Genomic DNA, 15573 nt, shown 5'->3' on the forward strand with positions numbered 1-15573 from the left:
GGATCCGCCGCCCCTTCACGACCGCGCTTGACCTTCCCATCATTGGAAGGATTACACCTTGCTCCCATATGAGGATCAGGAGATTCACCATGGCCGCCGGCAAGCTTGCCCCAATCGATTCCATCGACATTCCGATCCAGGGGATGAGTTGTGCTTCCTGCGTCGGTCGCGTGGAGAAGGCGATCCGGTCCGTTGCGGGCGTGACCGCCGCCAATGTCAACCTGGCGACCGAAAGGGCGCATGTGGAGTTCGCCCCCGCCACGGCAGACCCGGCCGCGGTCGCCGAGGCGATCCGGGCGGCGGGCTATGAGCCCTCCGCCCAGTCGCTCGACCTGACGATCGAGGGCATGACCTGTGCCTCTTGCGTCAACAGGGTCGAGACCGCGCTCAAGCGGGTTCCGGGCGTGCTCGAGGCGAATGTCAATCTCGCCACGGAGCGGGCCACGATCCGCTATCTCGGCGGCTCGGACATGGTCGGGCGGCTGATCGCTGCCGTCGAGCAGACGGGCTACCGGGCCTCGGCACGCGGGGATGACGCCGTCCCAGACAGGGAGCGGGCAGCCCGGGAGGCCGAGATTGCCGGCCTCCGGCGCGCCCTGCTCTTCGCGGCGATTCTCACTCTCCCCGTCTTCGTGCTCGAAATGGGCTCGCACTTCATCCCGGCGATTCACGACTGGGTGATGGGCACGCTCGGGCACCGCACGAGCTGGTATCTGCAATTCGCCCTGACCACCCTGGTCCTGTTCGGGCCCGGCCTGCGCTTTTTCCAGAAGGGCGTTCCCGCGCTCCTGCGGCGCTCGCCCGAAATGAACTCGCTCGTCGCGCTCGGCACGAGCGCGGCTTATGCCTATTCGGTGGTGGCCACCTTCCTGCCGGGCGCCCTCCCCGCCGGGATGGACAACGTCTATTACGAAGCCGCCGCGGTGATCGTGACTCTCATCCTGCTCGGGCGCTATCTCGAAGCCAAGGCGAAGGGCCGGACTTCGGAAGCGATCAAGCGCCTGATGGGCCTGCAGGCGAAGACCGCCCGCGTCCTGCGCGACGGCGTTGCCCGCGAGATTTCCCTCGACCAGGTGCTCGCCGGCGACCTCGTCCAGGTCCGTCCGGGAGAGAAGATCCCGGTCGATGGCGAAGTCGTGGAAGGTTCTTCCTTCGTCGATGAATCCATGATCACGGGCGAGCCGGTTCCAGTGCAGAAATCCGAAGGCAAGGAAGTGGTAGGCGGCACCATCAACAAGACCGGCAGCTTCACCTTCCGTGCCACCCGCATCGGTGCCGATACGGTTCTGTCCCAGATCGTCCGGATGGTCGAGCAGGCGCAGGGCTCGAAGCTGCCGATCCAGGCCCTGGTCGACCGGGTGACCGCCTGGTTCGTCCCGGCCGTGATGGCGGCGGCCGCCCTCACCTTCCTCGTCTGGCTGATCTTCGGACCCGAGCCGGCCATGACCTTCGCGCTGGTGAACGCGGTCGCCGTCCTGATCATCGCCTGCCCCTGCGCCATGGGGCTTGCTACACCGACCTCGATCATGGTCGGCACCGGCCGCGCCGCGGAACTCGGCGTGCTTTTCCGCCAGGGCGAGGCCCTCCAGAGCCTGAAGGAAACCGCAATCGTCGCTCTCGACAAGACCGGCACTCTGACGTTGGGGCGTCCGGAACTGACGGATTTCGTCACCGCCGAGGGTTTTGCGGAAGCCGATGCCCTGCGGCTTGTCGCGGCCGTGGAGAGTCGCTCCGAGCACCCGATCGCGCAGGCCATCGCTGCGGCGGCCGGGAAGCGCAGCTTGTTGCTCCCTTCGACGAAGGACTTCGAGGCCATACCCGGCTTCGGCGTCTCGGCCCGGGTGGAAGGCCGCAAGGTCGATGTGGGGGCGGACCGCTTCATGACGAAGCTCGGGGTCGACGTCTTCGCCTTGTCGGAGACGGCGTCCCGTCTCGGGGCCGAGGGCAAGAGCCCGCTCTATGCCGCCATCGACGGCAGGCTTGCGGCCATCATTGCAGTCGCCGATCCGATCAAGCCCTCGACGCCGGAGGCGATTGCCTCGCTCCATGCGCTCGGTCTCAAGGTTGCGATGATCACCGGCGACAACCGCCGGACCGCGGAGGCGATCGCAAAGCGCCTCGGGATCGACGACGTGATCGCAGAGGTTCTGCCCGACGGCAAGGTTGGCGCCGTGAAGCGGCTGCGACAGGCCCACGGACACATCGCCTTCGTCGGCGACGGCATCAACGATGCGCCTGCGCTTGCCGAAGCCGATATCGGCATCGCCATCGGCACCGGGACCGACATCGCCATCGAAAGCGCCGATGTGGTGCTCATGTCGGGCGACGTGCGCGGCGTGGTGAACGCCATCGCCCTGTCGAAGGCGACGATCCGCAACATCCGGCAGAACCTGTTCTGGGCCTTTGCCTATAACGTGCTGCTGATCCCGGTCGCCGCCGGCGTGCTCTACCCGCTCGATGGAACGCTCCTCTCGCCGATCTTCGCGGCCGGCGCGATGGCGCTCTCCAGCGTCTTCGTTCTCGGCAACGCCCTGCGCCTGCGCCGCTTCACGGCGCCGGTCACCCAAACCGCCGGAGGAATTGAATGAACATCGGACAGGCAGCGAACGCTTCAGGCGTCTCGGCCAAGATGATCCGCTATTACGAATCCATTGGGCTCATCCCGAAGATCGTACGCACGGAATCGGGCTATCGGGTCTATGGGGATCACGACGTGCACACTCTGCGCTTCATCCGCCGCGCGCGCGATCTCGGCTTCTCGGTCGAGCAGATCGCGGACCTCGTCTCGCTCTGGCAGGACCGGGAGCGTGCGAGCAAGGATGTGAAGGCGATCGCGCTCGAACATGTGGGTGTGCTCGAACGCAAGATCAAAGAGCTGCAGGAAATGTCATCGACCCTGAAGCACCTCGCCAGAACCTGTCACGGCGACGGGCGTCCGCAATGCCCGATCATCGAGGAACTGGCGAACGACGATGCGGTGCTTGCCTCCGCAAAGCCCGATGCGAAATTCGGAGCGTTGGGCAAGCCGTGAGCGCCACGCTGGTCCATTTTAGCGCCGATGTTGCCGCAGACATCACCTCTCCCCGGTGGGGAGAGGTCGAGCGCAGCGAGGGTGAGGGGGTACAGGTCCATCCGGACAGGGCGTAACCCCTCACCCGGACCTGAAGGTCCGACCTCTCCCTCTGGGAGAGGTGAACAGCGCATTACCTTTATAGGCTACCGCTCACTCCCACTCTTAATCCCTCCCCACAAGGGGGCGGGAGAATGCCGTCACAGCTTTATGAATCAGCACAGCATGGAAGTCGGCCGCTCACGCCGCCATATCCACCTCGCGGCCGCGGCCGAGATCGCGCATCACCTGCGTGTAATTGGGCAGGCGCTCGAGCTGACGGCCATAATGGCGGCGCAGGGCGGCGGTCAGGCGGCCGTTGCGCGACAGAAGCTCGTCGGCGAACCCGATCATCAGCGAGTTGGGCCAGGCCTGCGGCCTGATCTCGGCCAGACGCTCGAAGAGGCGGTCTTCGCTTTCCTCCGGGTTGGACTGGGCGAGCAGCGTCAGCATCGCCGCGGTCGAACGGGAGATGCCCATATGGCAATGGACGAGCAGGTGGCCTTCCGCTCCATGCCCTTCCGCCACTTCGTCGCCGAAGCGCAGAATAGCCTCCACGTGATCCGGTGCAGGCAGGATCATGCCGGGGAGCGGGGTGATGATGTCGTGGAAGCGCAGGATCGTCCTGTGGTGACGCTCGTAAGCGCCGAAAGCCTCCGGATCGGGATGATCGGGATCGAGGATCGAGAGAACGTGGGTCACGGACCGCTCGCGCGGGTCCGACAGTTCCGAGATGCCGCAGATCGTGAGCATCTGAATGGGAGGGGATTGCATCAATTCTCTCGCTCGAAGGCTGTCATGGGGCCGGAACCTTACCGAATCTTGCCGGGAAGTTAACTCCCCGTATGCAGGTTGGATCGGGCCGTTCAAAATACTGTGTCTTGCAAACCACAGCGTGGCCTTGCCACATTTCCGCCACGCGAGATCCACCTTGTCGTCACCGCCGAGGCTATGTCTCTTCAGGAGTAATGCCGCGCCTTCCAAGGGGCCGCGGATGAAGCAAAAACCAGAAAATGCAGGTTACCCAACTGATGTTTGCCTTGCCGGTCCCAAGCCCGTCTTCGTTACGGACGATCCTTCGCTTCGCCACACTTCTGCTTCCGATGGCGCTCGCCGCCTGCGTCTCCACCCAGCAGGTTCCGCAACAGGCCATGCGCCGCATCGACCCCGCCTACATGGCGATGTACGGAGCGCGCCCCGACGAGCCGCATCCGCTGCCGGCGACCGACATCACCGAGGTCGACCCGCGCTTCCTGCGCCGCGAAGTCGCCTATTACGGCCGCGAGGAGCCCGGCACCATCGTCGTCGACACCGCCTCCCGCTATCTCTACCTCGTGCGCGAGGGCGGCCGTGCGATCCGCTACGGCATCGGCGTCGGCAAGGAAGGGCTCGCCTGGGCCGGCCGCGCCCGGATCGGCCGCAAGGCCGCCTGGCCGCGCTGGACGCCGACCGCCGCCATGATCAAACGCGAGCCCGAGCGCAATGCGCGCTGGGCCGGCGGCATGGAGGGCGGCCTGAGCAACCCGCTCGGCGCACGCGCGCTCTATCTCTATGACAACGGCGGCGACACGATGTACCGGCTCCACGGCACGACCGAGCCCTGGTCCATCGGCCAATCCGTATCGAGCGGCTGCATTCGCCTGTTCAACCAGGACATCATCGATCTCTACAGCCGCGTGCCCGTCGGCTCGCCGGTGGTCGTGCTGAACGGACAGCGCCTGTTCGACGTGGAGGACGAGACGCGGGTCTCCGCGATCCGCTGACAGCATCACGATAGATTTGCAAGGGCCGGCCCTCTCGCCGGCCCTTTTGCTTTGGCGCCGGAAGCGTGAATCCACTTTTCCGTTTGGCGCCCTAAGAATCTATGTCCATGATGCATGCGAAGGATCGCTCATGGACGATTGGTTTCTTCCGGCGCTGAAACTGATGACGCGCGCAATCGAGGTCGGCGGGATTGCCGTCATCGTCCTCGGGATTCTCGGCGCGAGCCTTGCCGTCCTCTGGCAGGTTCTGCACGGCCACCCCGGATCGGACGCCTTCACGCTCTATCGCGCGAATGTGGGGCGCGCCATCCTGCTCGGGCTCGAATTCCTGGTGGCGGCCGACATCATCAACACCGTAGCGATCGAGCCGACGCTCGAAAGCCTTCTCATTCTCGGCGGCATCGTCCTCATCCGGACTTTCCTCAGCTTCTCCCTCGAAATCGAGATCGAAGGGCGCTGGCCTTGGGCGCGGAATCGGGACGATACCGGGCAGCAGCCGTCACGCGGCCCAGCCTGACGTCGGAAGGCAGGCCTCGCAGATCGCATCGATGTGCCGGTGGTCCGTGCCGCAGCAACCGCCGAGCACGGAAAGCTGTTTCATCTGCTGACGCAGGCTCCTGTAGCGCTGGGCAAGATCGGCCGGATCGCCGGGATCGAGCTCGGTCGATTCATCGAGCTCCGCATGGCTCTTCGCAGAAGCGTTGGCGCGCAGGCCGCGGATGCGCCGCGTCCATTCCTCTTTCGCCGAAAGAATACCGTCGAAATGCGTCGGATGGGCGCAGTTGATCATGTAGTACACCGGGATGTGGCCTGTTTCCTGATCGGTGCGTTCAATGGCGGATTGGAGCGTTTCGCCGGAAGCGAGCTTTCCGTCAGTCTCGACGGTGAAGGAGATCACCACCGGCATGCCGAGTGCCTCGGCCGCACGAGCGATGCCAATGGCCTCCTCCGCGTAGTTCATGGTGACGGCGCTCACCATATCGGCATCCGCCTCACGGAAGGCTTCGATCTGCGGCGCGTGATACGCTTGCGCCTCTTCCGACGACATCTGCGCATCGGCGCGGTAGCCGTCTCCGCGTGGTCCGATCGCACCATTGATCAGGATGCGCTCGCTCTGGTCGGCAAGCCTTTCGCGGAGCGAGGCCGCCCAGCGCACGGCATCCTGATTCACATCCGCCAGCGCCTCGGGCGTAACGTTCAGCTTCGCGGCCCAATCGGGATTGGCGCGCCACGTGGGCGTATCGAGGATGAAGCCGACATCGCGCTCGATGGCTGTGCGGATATAGGGCCTGAAGTAGTTTTCGAGCCGTATGCGCCCCTCCTCGCTTTGCAGCAGAGGAAAGGCGGCGAAGCATGGCAGATCGACGCCATCGAGGAAGACGAGCGTGGTCTCGAGGCCGCCATCGGTGAGAAAGATCGCATCGCGGGATGGTGGAAAGGCAAATCGATTGCCGGACATGAGAGCGCCTCCCGCATCGTGCGGAGCCTCGCCCCCTGAGGTCCTTCTACGCCATTTCGGCACCGGTGACCGTGTCCCGGCACACATCGGGAACAGATGAATCCATCGGCGGGAGGTGAGCGCTGCGCTGACTGTGTTCAACGCAGAGGCTGCCGCAGGCGCCACCGCTCCCCGGTGGGGAGAGGTCGAGCGAAAGCGAGGGTGAGGGGGTACCGCCCTTTCCGGATAAACCTGTAACCCCTCACCCGCGCCTCCGGCGCGACCTCTCCCTCACCTCTACCTCAAGGAGACGTGAACCCTCGCCACACCTTCACAGGCTATCACTCACATGAACGAGCACGTGCCGCTTCTTGCCCGCCGTCAGCTTCAAGGATCCGTCGGCGAGATCCGCGATTCCGACCTGCACGTCTGCGTCCTGCACGAGCGATCCGTTGAGCCTCGCCCCGTTGTTGAGAACGAGACGGCGCGCTTCGCTCTTCGACGACGAAAGGCCTGCGCGAACGAGAAGCTGCGCGACCGTGACGCCGGTCGCGAGCTCGGCCTGGGACAGCGCGACGCTGGGAAGGCCAGAGGCATTCTCGCCATCCTCGAAGGCGCGCCGCGCGGTATCGGCGGCATCACGCGCGGCCTCCTCGCCATGGGCAAGCCTCGTCGCCTCCGTCGCGAGAACGCGCTTCGCCTCGTTGATCTCCGCCCCTTTCAACTCTCCGAGGCGATGCACCTCGTCGAGCGGCAGCTCGGTGAAGAGGCGCAGGAAGCGTGCCACGTCATCGTCCTCGGTGTTGCGCCAGAACTGCCAGAACTCGTAGGGGCTGAGCTTCTCCGCATTGAGCCACACCGCACCGCTCGCCGTCTTGCCCATCTTAGCTCCAGCGGTGGTGGTCAGCAGCGGCGTCGTCAGCCCGAAGAGCTGGCGCTGATCGATGCGGCGCGCAAGCTCGATGCCGTTGACGATGTTGCCCCACTGGTCCGAGCCGCCCATCTGCAGCACGCAGGAATGGTGGCGCGACAGTTCCAGGAAGTCGAAGGCTTGGAGCACCATGTAGTTGAACTCGAGCAGGGTGAGCGGCTGCTCGCGTTCGAGCCGCTGGCGCACGCTGTCGAAGCTCAGCATCCGGTTGATGGTGAAATGGGTGCCGAAATCGCGCAGGAAAGGGAGGTAGCGCAGGGGATCGAGCCAGACGGCGTTGTCCACCATCACCGCATCTGTCGGCCCGTCGCCGAAGGTGAGGTAGCGGGAGAAGACCTGCTTCAGGCCTTCGGCATTCCTGGCGATCTGCTCGTCGTCGAGCAGCGGCCTGCTCGCATCGCGAAAACTCGGATCGCCGATCTGCGTGGTGCCGCCGCCGATGAGCACGACCGGCTTGTGGCCGCATTTTTGGAGCCAGCGCAGGGTCATGATCTGAACGAGGCTGCCCACATGCAGGCTGTCCGCGGTCGCATCGAAGCCGATGTAAGCGGCCACAGGCCCGGCCGAGAGCTGCTCGTCGAGCGCCTCGAGATCGGTGCATTGATGAATGAAGCCGCGTTCGATAAGCGTCTTCAGGAAGTCTGATTTCGGAATAGTCATCTCATGTCTCCTGGGGATTGGCGGGAGCCGCTGCCCGGAGACCTGATCACCACATGAAGATGCCGCCGGAGAGCGGCGGCATCGAACGTCTGGTCGCAACCGAACGGAGCCGCCCTATGGGGACGGCGTAAAATAGTTCGTGAAAGTGGTGCGGCCGGTGATCATGGGGCGCAAAATACGGAGGCGGGGCGGAAACGTCAACAGGGTTCTGTCATCACCTCGCGTCATAGCCGCACTCGTTGCGGCCACCCACGCCTTTGAACTACTCCGCTGCAGAAGACGTGGATACCCGGGACAAGCCCGGGCATGACGTGTGGGTGGGATGACACCGCCGTCATGGCCGCACCTGTTGCGGCCACCCACGTCTTGGGAACCGCAACGTTGCAAAGACGTGGGTCCCCGGGACAAGCCCGGGGATGACGGTGGAGGGTGGGATGCCTGAAAAACCAAACCGAGCGCTGCCTAGAAATACCTCTTCAAATTCCCCCGCACCCGCTCCAGCACCGGCACATTCGGATCCGGAAATGCGAAGCTCTGGCCGGTGATGCGCTCGAAGGCGTCGATATAGACCCGCGAGGTTTCCAGCACCACATCCTGCGGGATTTCTGGGATCTCGTCCTTGTAGGGATCGCAGCGGGCGACGACCCAGGTGCGGACGAAATCCTTGTCGAAGCTCTCGGGCCGCTCGCCGGCCTCGAAAAGCTGCTGGTAGCTCTCCGCGAACCAGTAGCGGCTCGAGTCCGGCGTGTGGATCTCGTCGGCGATCATGATCGTGCCGCTCTCGTCGATGCCGAATTCGTATTTCGTGTCGACGAGGATGAGGCCGCGCTCGCGGGCCATCTCCCTCCCCTTCGCGAAGAGCGCGAGGGCATAGTCGGACACCGTCTTCCACTGCTCCGCACTGAGCAGGCTCTGCTCGACGATCTCGGCGGGCGTCAGCGGCTCGTCATGGCCGCCGTGGAAGGCCTTGCTCGTCGGCGTGATGATGGTCTCGGGCAGCTTCTCGTTGTCGCGCATGCCGTCGGCGAGGCGGATGCCGTACATCTCGCGCTGGCCCGCCTTGTAGAGGGAGAGGATCGAGGTGCCGGTGGTGCCGGCGAGGTAATCGCGCACCACGATCTCCACCGGCAGGATGGTGAGCCTGCGGCCGACCAGCACGTTCGGATCTGGGTATTCGATCACGTGGTTGGGGCAGATATCGGCCGTGGCCTCGAACCAGAATTTTGCCGTCTGCGTGAGCACCTGACCTTTGAGCGGAATGGCCGCAAGGTTGCGGTCGAAGGCGCTCAGACGATCCGAGGCGATGATGATGCGGCGTCCGTCGGGCAGGTCGTAGTTGTCGCGCACCTTGCCGCGATAATGGTTCGGCAGCTCCGGGATGGTCGCGTCATCGAGAACGTAACCGGCATAGGCTCCAAGGGCTGCTTTATCGACCATGCTCACCTGCCAAGGATTTCGGGCGCCGCACGTCAGGCGGCTGGCGGTGTTCTAGACCGAATTCCGCGGCATGCCAGCCCATTTCGGGAAAAAAGCGGCCCGAGGGCTTCGGCCGGTGAGCGCCGAGTCCCACCGCTACGTCATCCGTGGGCTTGTCCCGGGGACCCACGTCTATCCACGATTGCGGATCCCAAGACGTGGGTGGCCGGGACAAGCCCGGCCATGACGAGAATGGAGAGCGGCGCCCCCTACTGCGTTGCCTTGGCGTCCCGGCGGTAGGTGGCATTGAGGCCCGACAGGGTGACGGTGGTCTCGTAGCCCTGGGCGTCGATGATGGTCCATTGCTTGAGCGCATTGGCCCGGCTGTCGAAGCGCAGGGTGATCTTGGAGGTGCCGCCGAGCGTCGCGCTGTCGTCGAAGCGGACGGTGACGATCCCGTCGCGGCCCACCTGGACGTCGCGCACCTTGGTGTCGCGCGACAGGTCGATATTGTCCTGCACCAGGAATTTCAGCGGTGTCTGGCCGACCGGGTAGACATCGTTGGTGCCGAGCTTCTTGTCGCGGATCGCCACGTTGCGCCCGTCGGAGATCACTTCAAGCGTGCTCGGCGGGGCATAGGCGAAATGGAACTGGCCCGGTCGGCGCATGGAGAGCGTGCCCTCCGCCTGCTGGCCGTTCGGATTCTTCTGCACGAAATAGGCCGACATCACGTCGAGGCTGTTGAAATAGGCATTGACGCGGTCGAGCGCCTCCTCGGGCGATTTCGGCCCGGGCGGCGAGGTCGGCGTCGGGGGGGAAGCGGGGGCAGCGACGGCGGTCGGTGCCGGAACCGGAGCGGCGGGAGTCGCCCGTGCGGGCTTCGGCGGCTCGGCTACCTTGGCCGGGGGCGGAGCGACGGGCTTTTGCTGCTCAGCCGTCTCGGCCGGCGGCGGGGTCGCAGGTTTCTGGGGCTCGGGCGCGGCCGGCTTCACCTCGACCTTCTGAGCCGGGGCGGGAGTCTGAGGCTCGGGCTTCGCGGCGGTCTGGGGTGTCGATTGGGGCTGCGGTTGCGGCTTGGGTTGCGCCGCCCGCTGCTGGGGTGGAGTCTGCGGCTTCTGCGCGGCCGCAGCCGGTGCAGCCGGTTTCGGGGCTGCTGCCGGGCGAGCCTGAGGAGCCGGCGCGGCGGGCGCGGCGGGCTGTGCCGGTGGTGTCGCTTGGGGAGCGGCAGCAGGGGCCGCAGGCTTCTTGAAGATGCCGTCGAGGAACCGCGTCAGCGGGTCGGATTGCTGCTGCTGGGCGGCAACGGGAGAAATGCACGCAAGGGCGGCAGCCAGACCGAGAATGCAACGCGAAGACGAATTGAGCATGACGCCAGAACTAACCTGAAAAATCATCCATGCCGGTGCGCAAAAGCACGGCCCTGCAAGGCTTTATGGCCGGGATAAGCGGCTGAATGAAGGCGGCGCCGGACCATGGATCAGGCCGCATCCGCCATCTCGTCCTCATCCTCCACCGGCGGCCGGGCCGGCGCGGGTCGCGGACGGGGCGCCGCACGGGGACGGCTCGGCTGCTTCCGCTTGCCCTTCGCGGGCTTGGCCTTTCCGGTGCCGAGTCCACGCCACCAGGCCTGCCAGCTCCAGGCGCCGGGGCCGGTGATGGCATAGAAGAGGAGCCCCGCGAGAACGCCGAGATGGGACAGGAAGAGCGCCTGCTCGGCCTGCCGGTTCAGCCCGCCATAATCCCAGAAGCGATGCAGGGTGCCCGTCGTGATCACCAGCGCCCCGATGAGAACGGAGGCGCTCAGCCGCGGCGCGAGGCCGAAGATCAGGGCCAGGGGACCGAAGATTTCGGCCAGCACGATCAGGGTTGCCACCACGTCGCCATAGGGAATGCCCTTCATGGTCAGCGTGGCGGCGAAGCCGGAAATGTTCGTGACCCGCCCGATCGCCGCCGGCAGGAAGCAGCCCGCGAGCAGCAGCCGGTTCAAGAGCAGAATTCCGTTGATGCCTGCCCTGCCCTCAAACATGCTCGAACCTCCACCTTGCCAATCCCGGGCGGCCGGAATCGCCGGTCGCACGAGAAGCATTTGAGGCAGAGGTTCTTAACCCGGCCTTACGGTCGCGAGCGGATTCACCGCAATCAGAGCTTGAGATTCCGCTCCCGGAGCATGGTCTCCCAGCGCAGGGAATGCTCGACGATGGTGGAAAGATCGTCGAGGCGCGGCTCCCAGCCCAGGCGCGTGCGGATCTTGGTCGAATCCGCCACGATGGTGACCGGATCGCCGGCCCGCCGCGGGCCGATCTTGGCCTCCACCGGCTTGCCCGAGACCTGCCGCACGGTCTCGATCACCTCGGACACGGTATAGCCGTGGCCGTAGCCGCAATTCATCACCAGGCTCTCCCCACCCCGGCCGAGATGGTCGAGCGCCTGCACGTGAGCCGCGATCAGGTCGCTCACATGGATGTAGTCGCGGATGCAGGTGCCGTCCTTCGTCGGATAATCCGTGCCGAAGATCTCCATATGCGAGCGCATACCGAGCGCGGTCTGGATCGCGACCTTGATCAGGTGGGTGGCGTTGGCCGTCGACTGCCCGTGGCGCATGGCCGGGTCGCAGCCGGCGACGTTGAAGTAGCGTAGCACCACGTAGCGCATATTGTGGGCGGCAGCCACGTCGCGCAGCATCACCTCGGTCAGCTGCTTCGAGCTGCCATAGGGCGAGAGAGGTGCGAGCGGCGTATCCTCGTCGATCGGCTTGTCGGAGGTGTTGCCGTAGACCGCGGCCGTCGAGGAGAAGACGAACTTGTCGATTCCGGCAGCAACCGCAGCCGCCATGAGCGAGCGGCTCTTCACCGTGTTGTTGAGATAATAGCCGAGCGGATCGGAAACCGATTCCGGCACGACCAGCTTGGCGGCGAAATGGGCGATGGCGTCGATGCGGTGGGTCTGCAGGGTGCGCAGCACCAGCTCGTAGTCGCCGACATCGCCGACGACGAGCGGGACGCCCTCCGGCACCGACCACCGGAAGCCGGTCGAAAGGTTGTCGAAAACGACAGGGCGATGGCCCGCATCGAGCAGGGCCAGAACCATATGGCCCCCGATATATCCCGCACCGCCGGTCACTAAAACGTTCATGAAATCCCCTGAAAGGCCTGCAAAAAACTTCTGTCACCCTGACCGAATTGGCTCTGGATTTCCAGACCAAGATGCCCCCAATACCCGTGAGAGTTGCCTCCGATTTTTGGAAGAGTGCCGGATGGACGATCGCAAGGAATACTGGTGGGTTAGCTACAATGCCACGGTTCAGCCGGCCGAAGTCGGCTTCGTGGGCGGGATTCCCGTGCGCTTCAGGTTCATTGGAATGGAGGGCAGCATCCCGGCCGAGACGGCGGAGCTGATCGAGCGTCTGCCGGCTCCCCCGGCGCCGATCATCCGGCCCCCGACAAGGGACTTTGCGGGTCCCCAGCCCAGGCGGCGCAGCGGATCCTGGCTGTGGTTCTTCGGCATCATTCTCCTGATCATCGTCGCCCAGTGCTCGGGCGGGCTTTACGACATGATCAAGTGAAGAGTGGTAGTTCCCCGGTGGTCTCCTCGGAGGCCGGCTCACCAATCTCTGTCCTCATCCTGAGGAGCCACGAAGTGGCGTCTCGAAGGAGGATCCAGAGAGCACTGGAAACGCCCTCGTCCTTCTAGACGGCCTGACGGCCTCCTCAGGATGAGGGCTGGGGGCGGAAGCCCTTTTCGAGCCAGACTTTAAGGGCATCGATAGCGGCTTGGAGTGACTTCAACTCATTCGAGGTATCTGCACTCTCTCACGCTCCGTCACTCGGCGGCCGGCGCGATATCCTGCAGGCCGTTCGAACGCGTTTGGCCGAGCGACCGGTACGAGGCCGCAGGATGGCTTTTCGCGAGTCGCGCCCGGCCGGAACCGAACAGCTTTTCGCGCAGGGTGCCGTCTTCGTAGTCGCGCTTGTAGACGCCACGCTCCTGCAGAATCGGCACGACGAGGTCGACGAAATCCTCGAGACCTTCGGGCGTGACGACGCGGCTGAGATTGAACCCGTCGATATCCGTATCCTCGACCCAGCTCTGCAATTCGTCCGCGATCTCCTCCGCCGAGCCCACGAGAGGCGCGTTGCGGCTGCCGAGGCCCTTGCGGCCGAAGATCTTGCGCAGGGTCCATGTCTCGCTGCTGTCGATCGTGAAGTCACGCAGCACCGAGTTCATCGCGTCGTTTTCCTCGTAGCGCAGCGGTTCGTCGGGGTCGTAGCGGGAGAAATCGATGCCGGTCGAACTCGAGAAGTGCGCCAGCGCGCCCTCGATGCTCGCATAGCGGTGATATTCCTCGTATTTCTCCTCGGCCTCCTTGCGGGTTCGCCCGACGACGGCCGCGCGCCCGAGGAACACCACGATATCGGAAGGATCACGTCCCTGCTCCGCCGCGCGCCGGCGGAGATCGGCCACGGTGGCGCGGGTGCTCTCCTTGTTCGGCCCGGCGAGGAAGATGCATTCGGCATGCTTTGCGCCGAAATCCTTGCCGCGGGCGGAGGCGCCGGCCTGGTAGAGCACCGGCGTACGCTGCGGCGAGGGCTCCGCGAGGTGCAGAGCATCCACGCGATAATGCTTTCCCTCGTGCCGGACCCGATGCACCTTGCTCGGATCGGCATAGAGGCCGCGCGCGCGGTCGCGCAGAACGGCGTCGTCCTCCCAGCTGCCTTCCCAGAGCTTGTACACGACCTCCATGTATTCTTCCGCCGCGTCGTAGCGCTCGTCATGCTTGATCTGCTTCGTCAAACCCATCCCGCGCGCCGCGCTGTCGAGATAGCCGGTGACGATGTTCCAGCCGATGCGTCCGCGGGTGAGATGGTCGAGCGTCGACATGCGGCGGGCGAAGAGATACGGCGGCTCGTAGGTGAGGTTGGAGGTCACGCCGAAGCCGATATGCTTCGTCACCGCCGCCATCGCCGGGATCAGGAGCAGCGGATCGTTCACCGGCACCTGGACAGCATGGGCGACGGACGGATCGGGGCTGTCCTTGTAGACGTCGTAGACGCCGACGATATCGGCGAGGAAGATGCCGTCGAACTTTCCCCGCTCCGCAATGCGCGCCAGATCCTGCCAGTATTCCAGCGTGTTGTAGGCCATCGAGCGGTCGCGGGGATGCGCCCACATGCCGTGCTGGATATGGCCGACGCAATTCATGTCGAAGGCGTTGAGCCGGATCTGCTTCGTCATGATGTCTCTGATCTCTCGATGAATGCTGTGTCTGATCTTCAGCGGGCCGCGGCGAGGCGGACAGGTGCCGTGCTCGGCGCCCGTTCGGCGCGCTGGCCGAGCACGGACGCAAGCTGTGCTGCGGCTGCCGAAGCGCGTGCACGGACGGCTGAATCGACCAGCGTGCCGTCGATGAAGTTGCTCTCGCTGGCATAAACCGCGGTTGGAATCGTGAAGGCCTCGAAGAAGCCGAAGAGCGGGCGCAGATGATGCTCGACGACGAGGGCATGGCGTAAGCCCCCGCCGGTGGCGGTCAGCAGCACCGGCACGTCGCGCAGGGCATCGGGGTCGACGAGATCGAAGAGATGCTTGAACAGGCCGGTATAGGAGCCCTTGAAGACGGGCGTTCCGACGATCAGCGCATCGGCGGTCTCGATGTCGCGCAGAACGCGCGCGGCATCGGGCGTCAGCTGCGTGCGGGAAAAGGCCCCGCCGAGCCCCTGCCCGATCTCCACCAGGTCATGAACGACGAAATCGATGGGCGTCGCCCGCCCGACCTCCGCTCCGATGGATTCGACCAGGGAGCGGGTCTTGGAGGGACGGCGAAAGCTGCCGGCGATGCCGACGATGCGGGGGTATGTCATGAAGAAATCCACCGGCCGACCGGCCGTTCCTCTCTCGAACCACGAGGCGGAGGACGCTTCGCGGCATCTTAGCGTTTGATTACGCGGCGCAAGTTGCTCACCAAATCACCGCGGCATCGACAGGCCCGGGAAGCCCGCGTGCGAAGGCAGGGTTGTCCCCGCGATCCGGCCTGTCAATACAATTGTTCTTTTTGACGAACAAAAAGAAGATTTTTCTCTTTTCCGGATTTTTGAGGGAACGCCTCTCGGTGGGCGTCCATTCGCCTTGAGACGCGGCGGAAATCGGCGATCCGCAGGCGGAGCGAAGCCGTTGGATCGAATTTTAGTGATCGATGCGGCAGGTGACAATTCACATTCATAAGTGTACTGACGGCCACGTTTCACATAGAAAAGAAACAAAT

The 15573-nt window shown here is 64.7% G+C and carries 14 protein-coding genes; 5 read left to right on the forward strand and 9 right to left on the reverse strand.

Annotation, left to right across the window (positions count from 1 at the left end; translation table 11 throughout):
* Positions 1-89 precede the first annotated feature (89 nt).
* Together JKL46_RS01220 and cueR are read left to right on the forward strand one after the other, a co-directional pair.
* Positions 90-2588, forward strand: coding sequence for a heavy metal translocating P-type ATPase (locus JKL46_RS01220; protein WP_201829448.1), 2499 nt, complete (start codon positions 90-92; stop codon positions 2586-2588).
* Positions 2585-3031, forward strand: coding sequence for a Cu(I)-responsive transcriptional regulator (gene cueR / locus JKL46_RS01225; RefSeq protein ID WP_201829450.1), 447 nt, complete (start codon positions 2585-2587; stop codon positions 3029-3031). Before JKL46_RS01220 ends, cueR begins: the two co-directional genes overlap by 4 nt.
* A gap of 279 nt (positions 3032-3310) precedes the next feature.
* On the opposite strand, the gene JKL46_RS01230 is transcribed toward cueR, so the two are convergent.
* The gene (locus JKL46_RS01230; RefSeq protein ID WP_201829452.1) at positions 3311-3883 is read right to left on the reverse strand and encodes a tyrosine phosphatase family protein; all 573 of its coding nucleotides are present in this window, start codon (positions 3881-3883) and stop codon (positions 3311-3313) included.
* Positions 3884-4140: 257 nt separating this feature from the next.
* Here JKL46_RS01230 and JKL46_RS01235 point away from each other — a divergent pair, with 257 nt between their 5' ends.
* Complete coding sequence (locus JKL46_RS01235) at positions 4141-4872, forward strand: L,D-transpeptidase (protein WP_201829454.1); 732 nt, start codon at positions 4141-4143, stop codon at positions 4870-4872.
* 130 nt (positions 4873-5002) lie between these two features.
* Positions 5003-5389 carry a DUF1622 domain-containing protein gene (locus JKL46_RS01240; protein WP_201829456.1) on the forward strand — a complete coding sequence of 129 codons (387 nt, stop codon included), beginning with the start codon at positions 5003-5005 and terminating at the stop codon, positions 5387-5389.
* Here JKL46_RS01240 and JKL46_RS01245 read toward each other — a convergent pair.
* The 6 genes from JKL46_RS01245 to galE form a co-directional block, all read right to left on the reverse strand.
* On the reverse strand, positions 5372-6331 hold the full coding sequence (locus tag JKL46_RS01245; RefSeq protein WP_201829458.1) for a homocysteine S-methyltransferase family protein: 960 nt from the start codon (positions 6329-6331) through the stop codon (positions 5372-5374). The two genes, JKL46_RS01240 and JKL46_RS01245, sit on opposite strands and share 18 nt — an antisense overlap.
* A gap of 310 nt (positions 6332-6641) precedes the next feature.
* A complete protein-coding gene (tyrS, locus tag JKL46_RS01250; RefSeq protein ID WP_201829460.1) occupies positions 6642-7901 on the reverse strand; it encodes a tyrosine--tRNA ligase in 1260 nt (419 codons plus the stop codon).
* Between the two features lie 462 nt (positions 7902-8363).
* Complete coding sequence (locus JKL46_RS01255) at positions 8364-9338, reverse strand: phosphoribosylaminoimidazolesuccinocarboxamide synthase (RefSeq protein WP_201829462.1); 975 nt, start codon at positions 9336-9338, stop codon at positions 8364-8366.
* A 248-nt stretch (positions 9339-9586) separates the two neighbouring features.
* Entirely contained in the window at positions 9587-10684 is a 1098-nt protein-coding gene (locus tag JKL46_RS01260) for a LolA family protein (protein WP_201829464.1), read from the reverse strand.
* Between the two features lie 110 nt (positions 10685-10794).
* The gene (locus JKL46_RS01265; RefSeq protein WP_201829466.1) at positions 10795-11343 is read right to left on the reverse strand and encodes a DoxX family protein; all 549 of its coding nucleotides are present in this window, start codon (positions 11341-11343) and stop codon (positions 10795-10797) included.
* Between the two features lie 113 nt (positions 11344-11456).
* A complete protein-coding gene (galE, locus tag JKL46_RS01270) occupies positions 11457-12449 on the reverse strand; it encodes a UDP-glucose 4-epimerase GalE (RefSeq protein ID WP_201829468.1) in 993 nt (330 codons plus the stop codon).
* 121 nt (positions 12450-12570) lie between these two features.
* Between galE and JKL46_RS01275 the strand changes: the two genes are divergently transcribed.
* The gene (locus JKL46_RS01275; RefSeq protein WP_201829470.1) at positions 12571-12879 is read left to right on the forward strand and encodes a hypothetical protein; all 309 of its coding nucleotides are present in this window, start codon (positions 12571-12573) and stop codon (positions 12877-12879) included.
* A gap of 257 nt (positions 12880-13136) precedes the next feature.
* On the opposite strand, the gene JKL46_RS01280 is transcribed toward JKL46_RS01275, so the two are convergent.
* Positions 13137-14549, reverse strand: coding sequence for an LLM class flavin-dependent oxidoreductase (locus JKL46_RS01280; protein WP_201829472.1), 1413 nt, complete (start codon positions 14547-14549; stop codon positions 13137-13139).
* A gap of 38 nt (positions 14550-14587) precedes the next feature.
* Positions 14588-15172, reverse strand: coding sequence for an FMN reductase (msuE, locus tag JKL46_RS01285; protein ID WP_201829474.1), 585 nt, complete (start codon positions 15170-15172; stop codon positions 14588-14590).
* Positions 15173-15573: the final 401 nt, after the last annotated feature.

Source organism: Microvirga zambiensis WSM3693 (assembly GCF_016735695.1).
GTDB classification, from domain to species: Bacteria; Pseudomonadota; Alphaproteobacteria; order Rhizobiales; family Beijerinckiaceae; genus Microvirga; species Microvirga zambiensis.